10 protein-coding genes are annotated in these 14,020 nt (G+C 71.9%); 3 read left to right on the top strand and 7 right to left on the bottom strand.

Translation table 11 applies throughout. The features are described from left to right. Positions 1–36: 36 nt before the first annotated feature. From BN159_RS26275 to ftsE, 3 genes are all read right to left on the bottom strand, one after another. Complete coding sequence (locus BN159_RS26275; RefSeq protein ID WP_078598884.1) at positions 37–1,200, bottom strand: S41 family peptidase; 1,164 nt, start codon at positions 1,198–1,200, stop codon at positions 37–39. Between the two features lie 68 nt (positions 1,201–1,268). Continuing rightward, positions 1,269–2,186: a permease-like cell division protein FtsX gene (ftsX, locus tag BN159_RS26270; RefSeq protein WP_015660034.1), complete on the bottom strand. Its 918-nt coding sequence runs from the start codon at positions 2,184–2,186 to the stop codon at positions 1,269–1,271. 40 nt (positions 2,187–2,226) lie between these two features. Then, positions 2,227–2,916 carry a cell division ATP-binding protein FtsE gene (gene ftsE / locus BN159_RS26265; protein WP_015660033.1) on the bottom strand — a complete coding sequence of 230 codons (690 nt, stop codon included), beginning with the start codon at positions 2,914–2,916 and terminating at the stop codon, positions 2,227–2,229. 244 nt (positions 2,917–3,160) lie between these two features. Here ftsE and BN159_RS26260 point away from each other — a divergent pair, with 244 nt between their 5' ends. Beyond that, complete coding sequence (locus BN159_RS26260; protein WP_015660032.1) at positions 3,161–3,352, top strand: hypothetical protein; 192 nt, start codon at positions 3,161–3,163, stop codon at positions 3,350–3,352. A gap of 92 nt (positions 3,353–3,444) precedes the next feature. Here BN159_RS26260 and BN159_RS26255 read toward each other — a convergent pair whose 3' ends face one another. The 4 genes from BN159_RS26255 to BN159_RS26240 all read right to left on the bottom strand — a co-directional run bounded on the left by BN159_RS26255 (position 3,445) and on the right by BN159_RS26240 (position 8,587). Next, positions 3,445–4,050 (bottom strand): hypothetical protein, encoded by a 606-nt coding sequence (locus BN159_RS26255; RefSeq protein WP_015660031.1) that lies wholly within the window; start codon positions 4,048–4,050, stop codon positions 3,445–3,447. Between the two features lie 299 nt (positions 4,051–4,349). After that, positions 4,350–5,456: a peptide chain release factor 2 gene (gene prfB, locus BN159_RS26250; protein ID WP_041819874.1), complete on the bottom strand. Its 1,107-nt coding sequence runs from the start codon at positions 5,454–5,456 to the stop codon at positions 4,350–4,352. 124 nt (positions 5,457–5,580) lie between these two features. After that, entirely contained in the window at positions 5,581–6,813 is a 1,233-nt protein-coding gene (locus tag BN159_RS26245) for a serine/threonine-protein kinase (protein ID WP_015660028.1), read from the bottom strand. A 121-nt stretch (positions 6,814–6,934) separates the two neighbouring features. Then, entirely contained in the window at positions 6,935–8,587 is a 1,653-nt protein-coding gene (locus tag BN159_RS26240) for a serine/threonine-protein kinase (protein ID WP_015660027.1), read from the bottom strand. A gap of 363 nt (positions 8,588–8,950) precedes the next feature. On the opposite strand from BN159_RS26240, the gene BN159_RS26235 reads away from it, so the two are divergent. Together BN159_RS26235 and BN159_RS26230 are read left to right on the top strand one after the other, a co-directional pair. Further along, positions 8,951–12,493 carry an FHA domain-containing protein gene (locus BN159_RS26235; RefSeq protein ID WP_015660026.1) on the top strand — a complete coding sequence of 1,181 codons (3,543 nt, stop codon included), beginning with the start codon at positions 8,951–8,953 and terminating at the stop codon, positions 12,491–12,493. A gap of 166 nt (positions 12,494–12,659) precedes the next feature. After that, on the top strand, positions 12,660–14,018 hold the full coding sequence (locus tag BN159_RS26230) for an ABC transporter substrate-binding protein (RefSeq protein WP_015660025.1): 1,359 nt from the start codon (positions 12,660–12,662) through the stop codon (positions 14,016–14,018). Positions 14,019–14,020: the final 2 nt, after the last annotated feature.

Genomic DNA, 14,020 nt, shown 5'->3' with positions numbered 1-14,020 from the left:
GTCGCCGAGCGGGTCAACGGTCGCCGACGGGACGGGTTACTGCGGGCCCAGTCCGCTGAGCACCGTCTCGGCCCGCTCCATCGCCTCGGCGTCGGCGTCCAGGTCCGGCGTGATGCCCCGGCCGTCGACGCCGCGTCCCGACGGGGTGCGGTAGTGCCCGACCGTCAGCTCGGCGACGGAGCCGTCGGGCAGCCGGCTCGGCATCTGGACCGAGCCCTTGCCGAAAGTGCGGGAACCCACCACGACCGCCCGGCCGCGGTCCTGAAGGGCCCCGGTGACCAGTTCGGCCGCGCTCATCGTGCCGCCGTCGACGAGCGCGACCAGGGGTCTGGCGGTGTCGCCGCCGGGCTCGGCATGCAGGGCGCGCTGGTCGCCGTCGACGTCGTAGGTGGCGACCAGGCCGCCGTCGAGGAAGGCGGAGGCGGCGGTGACGGCCTCGGTGACCAGTCCGCCGGAGTTGCCGCGCAGGTCGAGGACGATCCCGTTGGCGGCCGGGGCCTGCCGTACGGCGGTGCGTACCGCGGCGCCGGAGCCCTTGGTGAAGGAGTCGACGCGGACCACGGTGACCCCGCCGGTCACCTCGCGGGCGGTGACGGAGTCCGTGGACAGCTCCGCGCGGCGCACGGTGACGCTCCACGCGCGCGTGCCGCGTTCCAGGCCGAGCCTGACCGCCGTACCGGCGGCCGCGTCGGTGGCGTCACCGCGCAGTAAGGAGACGACCTCGGTGACCGGCCGGCCGTCCACCCGCTCACCGTCGACACTGCGCAGCCGGTCCCCGGCCCGGATTCCGGCCCCGGCCGCGGGCGACCCCGCACGGACCCTGGTCACCTCGATACGGCCGTCCCGCTCGCGTCGCGCCCACAGCCCGACGCCCGTGTACCGGCCGTCCAGGGCCTCCTCGAACTCCTCGTACTCGCCCTCGGAGTAGACGGCGCCCCAGCGGTCCCCGCTGCGGCTGACGGCGCGCTCGGCGGCCTCCATGGGGGACTTGCCGTCGGCCATCGCCTCGGCGGCCGCCTCCGCGACCTGCTCATGGCGGGCGGCGGTGGTCGAACGGGCCGGGCCGGGCGCCGACTTCCGCTCGGGTCCGGGCAGCGATCCGGTGGCCGCACCGGCGACGAGCACGCTCGCGAACACCAATGTCAGAGCGGCCCCGCGGCCGAAGCGGCGGGGCTGACAGAACAGGTCACGACCTGACATGCCGGTGAGTCTAGGACAACGCAAGGGGCCGTACGGTCCGTTGACCGTACGGCCCCTCTTGGCGAGCGTCACACCTTCAGGTACTTGCGCAGCGCGAAGAACGCTGCCAACGCGGGCATCAGGAAACTCGTCACCAGGATGAGCGGCAGATACTTCAACACCGCGTCCCAGCCGATGAAGTTGATCAGGTTCAGCTTCTCCGACAGGGCGAGTCCGTGATCGATGATGAAGTACCGCGCGACCACCAGGAACCCGCACGCGACCGCCCCGCCGATCAGCCCGGCGACCGCGGCCTCCATGATGAACGGCGCCTGGATGTAGAAACCCGAGGCGCCGACCAGGCGCATGATCCCGGTCTCGCGCCGCCGGCTGAACGCGGACACCCGCACGGTGTTGACGATCAGCATCAGCGCGACCACCAGCATGAGCGCCATGACCGCGCGCGCGGCCCAGTTCATGCCGTTCAGCAGCTCGAAGAGGTTGTCCAGGATGCCCTTCTGGTCCTGCACCGACTGCACCCCGTCCCGCCCGTCGAAGGCGGTCGCGATGACCTGGTACTTCTCCGGGTCGGTGAGCTTGATCCGGTACGACTCCTGCATCTGGTCCGGCGTGAGGGAGCTGGCCAGCGGGGAGTCGCCGAACTGCTCCTTGTAGTGCTTGTACGCCTCGTTCTGGTCCTCGCGGGTGACACTCTCGACCACGGACAGCTTGTCCAGGTCGGCCTCGATCTCTTCCTTCTGCTCCTTGGTCACCGCGCCCTTGGCGCAGTTGGGGTCCGACTCGGCGTCGCTCTTGTTGCAGAGGAAGATCGAGACGTTGACCTTGTCGTACCAGTAGCCCTTCATGGTGCTGACCTGGTCGCTCATCAGGAGCGACCCGCCGAACAGGGCCAGCGACAGGGCGACGGAGACGATGACGGCGAAGGTCATCGTCAGATTGCGGCGGAGACCGACACCGATCTCGGACAGTACGAACTGGGCGCGCATGGCGTCTGCTTCAAGCCTTTCCGTGGAACTCGCTGCGGTCTCAGTGCTGGTAGCCGTAGACGCCGCGGGCCTGGTCGCGGACGAGGCGGCCCTTCTCCAGCTCGATGACGCGCTTGCGCATCTGGTCCACGATGTTCTGGTCGTGCGTCGCCATCACCACGGTCGTGCCGGTCCGGTTGATCCGGTCCAGCAGCTTCATGATGCCGACGGAGGTCTGCGGGTCGAGGTTGCCGGTGGGCTCGTCACAGATGAGCAGCTTGGGCCGGTTCACGAAGGCCCGCGCGATGGCGACGCGCTGCTGCTCACCACCGGACAGCTCGCCCGGCATCCGGTCGTCCTTGCCGCCGAGGCCGACGAGGTCGAGCACCTGGGGCACGGACTTGCGGATCTCACCGCGCGACTTGCCGATGACCTCCTGGGCGAAGGCCACGTTCTCGGCCACGGTCTTGTTCGGCAGCAGCCGGAAGTCCTGGAACACCGTCCCCAGCTGGCGCCGGATCTGCGGCACCTTCCAGTTGGAGACGCGCGCGAGGTCCTTGCCCAGGACGTGCACCTGCCCGTGGCTGCACCGCTCCTCGCGGAGGATCAGCCGCAGGAAGGTGGACTTTCCGGAGCCGGAGGACCCCACCAGGAACACGAACTCGCCCTTCTCCACTTCCAGGGACACATCCCTGAGTGCGGGGCGGGTCTGCTTGGGGTAGACCTTGGATACGTTGTCGAATCGGATCACGGATGCACCACGGGTCGCCGGGGGTAGATGAGCGTGACCATACGCGAGTCGGGTGCGGCAGCGCAGGCACCGGTCGGGGTTGCGCTGGGGATGTACGGTTTTGTTCCCGCCCGCGGGGCGCTGTGTCCGCACATCCGGGAGCGCCCAGGCAGCACTCAGGAGAACCTGGCACAGTAGATAAGGGAACGTTCTCCTCCCCCGAGGCGTTCTCCCCGTGGAACCACTCACAAGAAGGGCGAGGCGCATGACGTACGACCGGCTGGTGTGCGCGAACTGCGCGGCGCCCGTGAACGAGGGCCGCTGCCCGGTCTGCCGGGCGAACCGCGAACGGCTCCAGCAGGGGAATCCGCTCGCGAACCTGACCCCGATGACGCTGATCGCACTGCTGGCGGTGCTGATCGCGGCGGTGGCGCTGCTCGCGCACCAGACCGCGTAAGGCGGCCGCCCGAGCCGTAGGCATACGAAGGGCCCGGAGTGAAATGTCACTCCGGGCCCTTCGTCATACGCGCTGTGCGCGGTCGGCTACCGTCAGGCAGCCGCACCGCCACGGCCACCGGCCAGGCGCGGAAGCACCCGGAAGCCGATGCCGCCGGCGATCATCGTCGCGGCACCGATGATCAGGAAGGTGGTCTGCTCGGCACCGGTCTCGGCGAGCTCCTCACCGCTGCCCTGGGCGGAGGTGTCGGAGCCGGTGTCGTCACCGGTGTCGGTCAGGGAAGAGGAACCCTGCTGCTGGGCGGAGTTGCCGGAGCCGCCGTCGGGGTTGGTGTTGTTGCCGTTCCCGTTGCCGTTTCCGTTGCCATTTCCGTTGCCGTTGCCGTTGCCGTCATCGTCGGTCGGCTCGGTGGTGGGCTCCGGGTCCTCGGTGGGCTCGGTCGGCTCGTCGGTGGGCTCCGGCGGGTCGGTCGGCTCCGGGTCGTCCGTCGGGATGACGGTCGGCTCGGTCGGCTCCGGCTCGGTGGGCGTCGGCTCGGGGTCCGGCTCGCTCGGCGTCGGCGTGACGCAAATACCGAGGAGGCCGCAGTCGTCCCCCTCGTCGGCAGCGGCGACACCGGCGGCCGTGAGCGAAGCACCGGCCGCGATCACGGCACCGGCGGCGAGCCGGGCGACACGGATCCGCGTCTTCTTGGTCATGTGGTTGCTACCCCCAGTAGCTCATCGTCAGTGAGGCGGCGCTCGGGGCGGTGATCGACGGGGGTGGTAGCTGAACTCACGCCCCCCGGTTCACATGCGCCCCGGAGATACGCATGCCGCGCTTCACCCTTCCCATTTTTCAAAGCAACGTCAAGGCCGTTGCGTACGCGATGTCCAAATACGGGTTCTTTGCCGGTGGTTGGAAGCTGTGAGTGTGATGTAAAACCCAGACATCGGGGAACAGAAAAGGCAACTGCCGCCCGGACGGCGGCAGTTGCCTTGTCGACAAAACGCTTCGCTTACTTCTCCTGCTGCTTGCGCCAGCGAATTCCGGCCTCGAGGAAACCGTCGATCTCACCGTCGAGCACGGACTGCGGGTTGCCGACCTCGAACTCGGTCCGCAGGTCCTTGACCATCTGGTACGGGTGCAGGACGTACGAACGCATCTGGTTGCCCCAGGAGTTGCCGCCGTCGCCCTTGAGCGCGTCCATCTTGGCCTGCTCCTCCTGGCGGCGCCGCTCGAGGAGCTTGGCCTGGAGGACGTTCATGGCGGTGGCCTTGTTCTGGATCTGCGACCGCTCGTTCTGGCAGGAGACGACGATGCCGGTGGGGATGTGCGTCAGCCGGACCGCGGAGTCCGTGGTGTTGACGCCCTGGCCGCCGGGGCCGGAGGAACGGTAGACGTCGACGCGCAGCTCGGACTCGTCGATGTCGATGTGGTCGGTCTGCTCGACGACCGGGAGCACCTCGACACCCGCGAAGGAGGTCTGGCGGCGGCCCTGGTTGTCGAAGGGCGAGATCCGGACGAGCCGGTGGGTGCCCTGCTCGACGGAGAGCGTGCCGTAGGCGTACGGCACCTGGACGGAGAAGGTGGTCGACTTGATGCCGGCCTCTTCGGCGTACGAGGTCTCGATGAGCTCCGTCTTGTAGCCGTGGCGCTCCGCCCAGCGCAGGTACATGCGCTGGAGCTGCTCGGCGAAGTCGGCGGCGTCGACGCCACCGGCCTCGGCGCGGATGTTCACCAGCGCCTCGCGGGAGTCGTACTCCCCGCTGAGCAGGGTGCGGACCTCCATCTCGTCCAGCGCCTTCTTGACGGAGGCGAGCTCGGACTCGGCCTCGGCACGGGTGTCCGGGTCGTCCTCCTCCTCGGCCATCTCGAAGAGCACGGCGAGATCGTCGATCCGCCCGCGCAGCGCTTCCGTCTTCCTGACCTCGGCCTGGAGGTGGGAGAGCTTGCTGGTGATCTTCTGCGCCTCGTCCGGGTCGTCCCACAGGGACGGCGCGGCCGCCTGCTCCTCGAGCACGGCGATATCTGCCCTCAGCTTGTCGAGGTCCAGAACGGCCTCGATCGACTCCATGGTCGAGGAGAGGGACTTGAGCTCTTCGGATACATCGACGACTGCCACGCCTCCAGCGTAACGGCTACGGCAAGCGACCAGCTCCAGAGAGGTCCCCGACCCCGCTCAGCCCGTCCGGCGTTTGAGGACGAGGCCCCCTCAGTGCCGACAGCGGGGGTCTGGGGGCGCAGCCTCACGGAGTAGCGGGTGCCGAGTTCTTCGTGTCCTGGGGCGTCGCGTCCGCGTCGTCGTCGGAGGTGGCGAGCCAGGTGCCGACGCCCGCCGCGGCTGCCAGGAGCACGGCCGCTGTCCCCAGGGCGATGCGGCGTCGACGCGTGGCCGCGCGATGGCGCGCGGAGCCCGGCCGGGGCGCGCCCGAGGTGCGAGGGACCCGCGCGGTACCGCGTGCGCCGCCCGCCAGCTCGTCGGGACCCGGCACCCTCATCGACGTATGGGTGTCCCGGTTGGAGTCCGCGGGCCTGGCCCCCGGCACCAGCGGCACCGCCCCCCGCCGCACCGGCCCCGCGGGGGCGGGCTCCGACGGCGCCGCCTCCTCCTCCACCGGCTCGGTGTCCGGCTCGTCCACATCCAGCGGCGGCATCCCCGCCACCAACGGCAGCAGCTCCCGCAGCCGTGCCCCCAGCTCCGACGCCCGCAACCGCGACGCGGGCCCCTTCGCCAGACACTGCACGATCAGCTGCCACAGCTCGTCGGGGATACCGGGCAGAGGCGCGACCGTCTCGGTCACATGACGGCGCAGCACAGCGCCGGGGTGCCCCCCGCCGAACGGCGTGAAGCCCGCCAGCAGCTCGTACAGCACGGTCGCCAGCGCGTAGATGTCCACCGACGCCCGCGGCGGCAGCCCCTCCACGATCTCCGGCGCCAGATAGTCCGGCGTACCGATGATCTTCGTAGCCCGAGTCCGCTTCGGCGAGTCGATCAGCTTCGCGACCCCGAAGTCCGTCAGCAGCGCCGGATGCGCGCCCCCGGGCCCCAGCGGCCCCTGCATGTCCAGCAGGACGTTCTCCGGCTTCACGTCCCGGTGCACGACCCCCGCGGCATGCGCGGCGGCCAGCCCGTCGGCCACATCCGCCACGATCGCCACCGCGGCCTCCGGCGCCAGCCGCTTGTCACGGTCGAGCCGGGTCCGCAGATCGGTGCCCCGCACCAGGTCCATGACCAGCGCGAGGTCATTGCCGTCGACGACGAGGTCACGGACCGACACCACATGGGGATGTTCCAGACCGAGCAGCGCCGTCCGCTCCTGCACGAAGCGCCCGACGAGCTCCTGGTCGGACGCGAGGTCCTCGCGCAGCAGCTTGATGGCGACGGGCCCCTCGGGACCCTCGCCCAGCCACACCGTGCCGGCGCTGCCCCGCCCCAGGATCTGATGGGCGGTGTACCGGCTGCCGATCTTCCGTGCCAAGGCTGCTCCTACAGACGCGTGTTGTCGCTAAAACTACGCGTCCGACGAGCCAACCTTCACCGCGGAGACCGAAATCACCCGCCAGGTGTCGACAAATCTCCAGACAAGCCGTCGAGCGGGTCTACTGCCCCGAGGTAGTGCTGCCCAGGTCACCGATCCAGCCCGTCACCGTGGTGAACAGGTCGGACAGCTGCTCCCAGTACCCCTTGCCCGTGCCGATCCACTCCTGAAGCGGACTCAGTTCCCACACCAGCCAGCCCGCCACGAACAGGATGATGATCGTGAACAGACATCCCTTGAGGCAGCCGAGCCCGGGGATCTTCATCGGGTTCGCGCTGCGCTGCCGCGGCTGCCGGGGCTCGCGCTGCGGCGCCTGAGGCTGCGGCGGCGGCGCGTACCGCTGCGGCTGCGGCTGCGGCTGCTGAGGGCGCGGCTGCTGCTGCGGGGCGTACTGCTGCGGCTGTCCCTGCTGCGGATAGCCGTAACCGGGCTGCGGCTGAGCCTGTCGCTGCGGCGGCTGCTGCGGCCGGGCGACCTGCCGCTGGGGGCGGCGGCGCAGCGGGTCCTGATTGGGGTCGAGGTACTGGACCTGCGTCTGCTCGTTACGGTCGCGCGCCGCCCGCAGTTGGTTCTGCCAGGGGTGCGGCTCCTCCGGCGCCCCACCGGGCTGCCCCGGCGGCACCGGCGGCATGACCGCGGTCGGATCGGCCGCGCCCCGGTTCGGCAGTACGGCGGTGGGGTCGGCGGCGCCGTTCGGGCCCCCGGTGTGCGGCATCACGCTGGTCGCGGCGTTCGGGTCGAAGGCACCGGCGCCGTGCGGCAGCATCTGCGTGGGGTCGGCCGAGCCCGGCACGGTCGCGGGCGCCGGGTCGGGCAGGAGCAGCGCGGCGACGCCCTCGGCGGCGGCGATCTGCGCGGAGTTCGAGTGCACCCCGATGCCCTCGGCGACGACCCTGAGGCCCCGCGCGAGATTCTCGGCGCTGGGCCGCCGGTCCGGGTTCTTGGACAGACAGTGCTCTATGACCGTCCACAGCGGGTCGGGGACGGTGGAGGGGCGGCGCGGCTCGGCGCTCAGGTGCTGGTGCAGGACTTCGAGGGCGGAGCCGCCGGAGAACGGCGGACGACCGGTGACCAGCTCGTACAGCAGGATGCCGGCGCCGTAGATGTCGACAGCGGAGGTCTGCGGGCGGCCCTCGGCGGACTCGGGCGCGACATACGCGGGCGTGCCGACGAACTCATGGGTGCGGGTCAGGCCCGGGGAGTCGGCGAGGCGGGCGATGCCGAAGTCGGTGAGCATCGGGTGCATCTCGCCGCCGTTCTGCCGGAGCAGGACGTTGGCGGGCTTCAGGTCGCGGTGGACGACGCCGTCGGCGTGGCTGGCGGCCAGCGCGTCGGCGATCTGCGCGGTGAGCAGGGATGCGGCGACCGGGGTGAAGGGGCCGTTCTCGCGCAGGTAGCGGTGCAGGTCGGGACCGTCGACGAGGTCCATGACCAGCGCCAGCAGCTCACCCTCGACGACCAGGTCACGGACCCGGACGATGTTCGGGTGGGTCAGACGGAGCAGGACGGACCGCTCCCTGAGGAACCGCATGACGATGTCGGCGTCGCTGGCCAGCTCCTCCTTGAGGACCTTGATCGCGACGGTCTCGCCGGGCTGGCCGGGCACGGCCGCCTCGGCGCCCGCGGTCTCACGCTGGCGGGCTCGCCAGACGGTGCCCGTGGCGCCGCGTCCGAGCGGCTCCTCGAGCAGGTACTTGCTGCCGACTGGCCGCACGTCACGCGCTCCCTGCTGATTGCCTGAATGGTGTTCCGATGTTCCGACCCACTGTAGTGCCGGGCGGATCGAAACAGAGGTTCGCAGGAAAGACGCTTGAGCCGTTCCGTTTGGTTGCCGAACCAGGGCGTGACCGATCTCAAGTGATCACGGGCAGGGCAAGGATCAGGCATTTTTGCGGGCAGAGCCGACCAATCAAGATCACTTGTCACCGGGCGGCGGGCGTGTTGTCAGTGGCAGGTGCGAGGATGCCTTTCGTACTGGCCGATGTGCTCGTGTGGCGGTGGGGGAAGTCCGCGGTGGGGGACCGCGGGGCGTCGTCCCCGTTCGCGGGTGCCCGCGCAGAAGGGACCGCTGACGGCGATGCAGATCCGGCTGACCGTCGTAGACCCGCTGGGCCCGCTCCCCGCCGCCGCCCGCACCGCGAGCCGCGACGTCCTGGTCACGGCGCCCGCGGGCACGGCCCTGGCCGCGGTGGCGTCGGCACTCGCCTCGGCGGTCTCGGCGGACAGCGGCGCCTCCCGCGCGGGCGAGTCCGAGCGCGGCGGCGGTCCCGTGGTGGTGTTCGTGGGCGCGGAGCGGCTCGACAGCGCGCGCTGCACCCTGGGCGAGCCGCCGCTGATCGACGGCGCGGTGCTCTCGCTGGGCGCCCCCGCCGAACCCGAGGCACATCCCGAGGTCGACGACGCCCCGACCCAGCTCCATGTGGTGGCCGGGCCCGACGCGGGCGGCGTCCATCTTCTGCACGGCGGGCAGATCCACGTCGGCCGCTCCGCCGACGCCGACGTCCCGCTCGACGACCCGGACGTCTCCCGGCTGCACTGCACGGTGACGGTCGCCACGGACGGCCGCGTCTCCATCGCCGACCTGGGCTCCACCAACGGCACGACGGTGGACGGCGCCCGCATCGGCACCCGCCCGGTCCGCTTCGCCCCGGGCGCCCTCCTGCGCATCGGCGAGTCGGCCCTGCGCCTCGCCCCGACGGGCGGCCCAGGAGCTCGCGTCCCGACGGTCCCCGACGGCGAGGGCCACATCCGCCTCTCGGCCACCCCCACGCGCGTGGAGCCCCCACAGGGCCCCCGCGGAGAAACACGCCACACCTACGGCTCGGCCACCTGGGGCGCCTCCTCGGCGACTCCGGGGGCACAGGAGCACGGTCCGGTGGAGCCGCCCGTGGTGCCGGAGCAGGGTGGGGCGCCTCGGATCGAGAACGGTGCGACGCCGGGGGCGCGGGGCGCCGAGGTGCCGGGACCGCGGGGTGGGGACACTCATGGGGCCGGGTTCGCGACTGGAGACGTGGGTACGGCCGGTTCCGGTGCCCGTGAATCCGACGCACGCGCGCGTGGGGGCAGGTCCGCGCAGGGCGACCGCGGGGGCGTGAGCACTCACGGCGAGCTCCGGGCCACCGATCCACACGCGCGGGGTGACGCGGGTTCCCACGGCGACCACCGCGCCGACGCACACACGGACACGCGTGGCGGCACCCCCGAGCGCGACGACCGTCACCCTGAGGCACACGCGCGTGGCAGCGCCCCCGGCGACGAGGGCGCGCACCGCGGTGGCCGCAAAGGCACGCCCCTCCGTGGCACCGACGCCCCGCAGGGCGTGCGCAAGCGCGGGGGCATCGGGGCGTGGGCGCGGCGTCTGACCGGCGGCCGTGGGGAACAGGGCTCGCCCGACCGGGAGAGCTACGACGGCCAGGGCGCCGAAGCCCTCGCCCACCCCGCCTCCGAGACCGCCCACCGCTTTCCGGAGACCTGGCCGGACCCCGCCGCCCTGCTGCTGACCGCCCTCGGCCCCGGCCCCCGCCTCTGGGAGCGCGGGCCGGAACACCCGGAGGCGCTGACCGTCCGGCTCGGCACCGCCGACCGCGCGGCACCCGACGGCTCGGGGCTGCTGCCCGCCGTACCCGTGACCGCCGATCTGCGCGAAGCGGGCTCCCTCGGCCTCGCGGGCCCGCGTGAGCGGCTGGCCGGGCTGGCCCGCGCGGTGATCGCCCAGCTCGCCGCCCTGCACTCGCCGGACGCCCTGGAGATCGTGCTGCTGAGCGCGGACCGCGCGCGCCCGCTGGAGGAGCGCACCGCCGAATGGTCCTGGCTGGGCTGGCTCCCGCACCTGCGCCCGGCCCACGGCCAGGACTGCCGACTGCTGCTGGCGCACGACAGGGAACAGGCGACGGCCCGCACCCAGGAACTGCTCCGACGCCTGGACGACCACCCCGAGCCGCTCCCGGCGACCGCGTCCCACACCCGCCGCCCCTCCTGGGCCCAGGACGACCCGGCCGAGTCCTCCTCCCGACCTCAGGACGCCCCCTTCCCCGGCCCCCACACCGTCCTCATCGTCGACGGCGACCCCGGTGGAGCCGACGTCCGAGAAGCTGTCGCACGGCTGGCGACCGACGGCCCGCGGGCCGGGGTCCATGTCATGTGCCTCTCCGAGACACCCCCCGCCTCACCCGCCTCACCGGTCACCGACACCTACCGGGCCGCCTGCGCCGCGGCGCCCGTCTTCCGGAGTTGCGGCGCGGTCGCCCTGCTGAGCGGTGATGTGGCGACCGCGCTCCGGCTGATGCGGGTCGCCCGCGGCACCGGAGCCGAGGCCGGCCATGCCGACCCGGCGCCCGTGGCCCCCGGCACCGTGGCCACGGTGGACGCCGTATCGCTCCCCTGGGCCGAGCGGTTCGCCCGCGCACTGGCGCCGCTGCGGCCGGATGCCGCCGCCGGGGGCCGGCATCCCCGGGTCTCCGCGCCGCTGCCCCAGACGGCCCGGCTGCTGGACGAGTTGGGGCTGGCCCGCGCCACCCCCGCCTCCCTGATGGCACGCTGGGCGGACGCGGCCGACGACGCCGAGGCACTCGGCGGACGCGCGTGTGCCGTGCTCGGCGCCGGTCCACGCGGCCCGGTCGCCGTGGACCTCGCCGCCGACGGACCGCATCTGCTGATCGAGGGCCCCGCGGGCAGCGGACGTACCGAACTGCTGCGCGCGCTGGTCGCCTCGCTCGCCGCCGCCGAGCGGCCGGACCGGCTGACCATGGTCCTGATGGACGGCCGGGACACCACGGGCGCCGGCGGCAGCGGCACCGGCGGCGATGGCCTGCGGGTGTGCACCGACGTCCCGCATGTCACCACCCACCTCACCGCCAACGACCCCGTCCGGATGCGGGAGTTCGCCCAGTCCCTGAGCGCCGAGCTGAAGCGACGCGCCGAACTGCTGGGCCGCTCCCACTTCAGCGAATGGCATGCGAGCCGACTGGTCTCCGGCCGGATGGTCACCCAGCGAACGGCCACCACCACCGGCACCAACCGGTCCGGTGCCGCCGACCTCGACGCCCCGCCCAGCTCCACCTTGCGCCTGCGCCCGGCCGCGTCCCGCCGTCAGACCGAGGCGGCACCGCCGCTGCCCCGGCTCGTCGTGGTCGTGGACGACCTGGACGCCCTGGTCTCCCCCGCGTTGGGCTCCCCGGGCAGGCCCGCCGCGGGCTCGGTCATACGCGCGCTGGAAGCGGTGGCCCGGGAGGGCGAGCGGCTCGGCGTGCACCTGGTGGCGGCGACGGGAGCGGACGGCCGTACGGCCGAGTCGGAGCCCGCGCGGCTGGCCGGCCTGCGGGTCGTGCTCGACGCCCCGGCCGCCGGGCCGGACGAACCGGCGCCCGGCCGTGGCCTGTTGACCTGGGCGGACGGCCGGGCGACCGCCTTCCAGGGCGGCCGGGTCACGGGCCGGATCCCCCGCACCTCGACGCTCCGCCCCACGGTCGTCCCGCTGGAGTGGCACCGCATGGGCGACCCCCCGGCCCGCCGCCCGGTCCGCGAACTCGGCAACGGCCCGACCGATCTGGCCCTCCTGGCCAGCGCGTTGGAGCGAGCCGCGAAGGAGGTCTCGGCCACCGCGGTGCCGTCGCTGCTCTGAGGGCTTTCTGGAGCCCCGGTCGAGGACCAGTCACGACGTGGTCACGATCGTCCACTTGACAGTGCGGGCGCTCTTGCCGACCTCCGGCACCCGGCGTAGACCAGACCGCATAACAGACAGCGCTGAACGTTCGACGAGGCAACGAAGCACGAAGAACGGGGCAGTGATGCGCAGCAATCGCACCATCCGGATCGCCATGGCAACCGTCGGCGCCCTCGCGCTGGCGCTCACCGGCTGCGGCGGAGACGACGACAACGGCGACAGCGGAGACGGCGGCAAGGAAACCGGTGCCGGCTCCACCGTCCAACTCCCCAAGCTCGACGGACAGACGCTCGAGGTGGCGGCCGTCTGGACCGGCCCCGAGCAGGACAACTTCACCAAGGTGCTGGACGAGTTCGAGAAGCGCACCGGCGCCAAGGTGAACTTCGTGCCCACCGGCAACAACACCTCCACCTTCCTCGGCACCAAGATCGAGGGCGGCCAGCCCCCGGACGTGGCGTTCCTGCCGCAGGTCGGCGTGCTCCACCAGTTCGCCGAGAAGGGCTGGGTCAAGCCCCTCGGCGCCGACACCCAGGCCCAGTTGGACAAGAACTTCTCCACCGGCTGGAAGGAACTGGGCGCCTTCGAGGGCAAGCAGTACGGCGTCTATGTGAAGGCCGCCAACAAGTCCCTCATCTGGTACAACACCGCCGCCTTCGAGGCCGCCGGGCTCACCGAGGAGCCGAAGACCTGGAAGGACTTCCTGACCACCGCCCAGACCCTGTCGGACGCCGGTTCCCCGGCCGTCTCCATCGGCGGCGCGGACGGCTGGACCCTCACCGACTGGTTCGAGAACATCTATCTCTCGCAGGCCGGGCCGGAGAAGTACGACCAGCTGGCCCAGCACGAGATCAAGTGGACCGACCCCTCGGTCAAGGACGCCCTGACCACGCTCGCCGAGCTGTGGGGCAAGGACGAGCTGATCGCGGGCGGACGTTCGGGCGCGCTCCAGACGGAGTTCCCGAAGTCGGTGACCCAGACCTTCTCCGGTGACACTCCGGCCGCGATGGTCTTCGAGGGCGACTTCGTCACCGCGAACATCAACGCCGACACGGACGCCAAGGTCGGCACCGACGCCAAGGTCTTCCCGTTCCCGGCGGTCGGCTCCGAGTCGCCCGTGGTCAGCGGCGGCGACGTCGCCGTGGCGCTGAAGGACGGCGAGGGCGCGCAGGCGCTGATGACGTTCCTGGCCTCGACCGACGCGGCCGAGATCTGGGCGGCGCAGGGCGGCTTCCTCTCCCCCAACCAGGAGATGGACCAGGGCACGTACAAGGACGACGTCACCCGGGGCATCGCCGAGGCGCTGATCGCGGCGGGCGACGACTTCCGCTTCGACATGTCCGACCAGGCGCCGGCGGCGTTCGGCGGCACCCAGGGCGTCGGCGAGTGGAAGCAGCTCCAGGACTTCCTGAAGAACCCGAGCGATGTGGCGGGCGCCCAGCAAAAGCTGGAGGCGGACGCCGCCAAGGCGTACAAGACCGGCTGACG

Origin of the sequence: Streptomyces davaonensis JCM 4913 (genome assembly GCF_000349325.1) — a bacterium.
Lineage (GTDB): Bacteria > Actinomycetota > Actinomycetes > Streptomycetales > Streptomycetaceae > Streptomyces > Streptomyces davaonensis.
The sequence above is the reverse complement of the archived record's forward strand: the minus strand, read 5'-3'. Positions and strand labels throughout refer to the sequence as shown.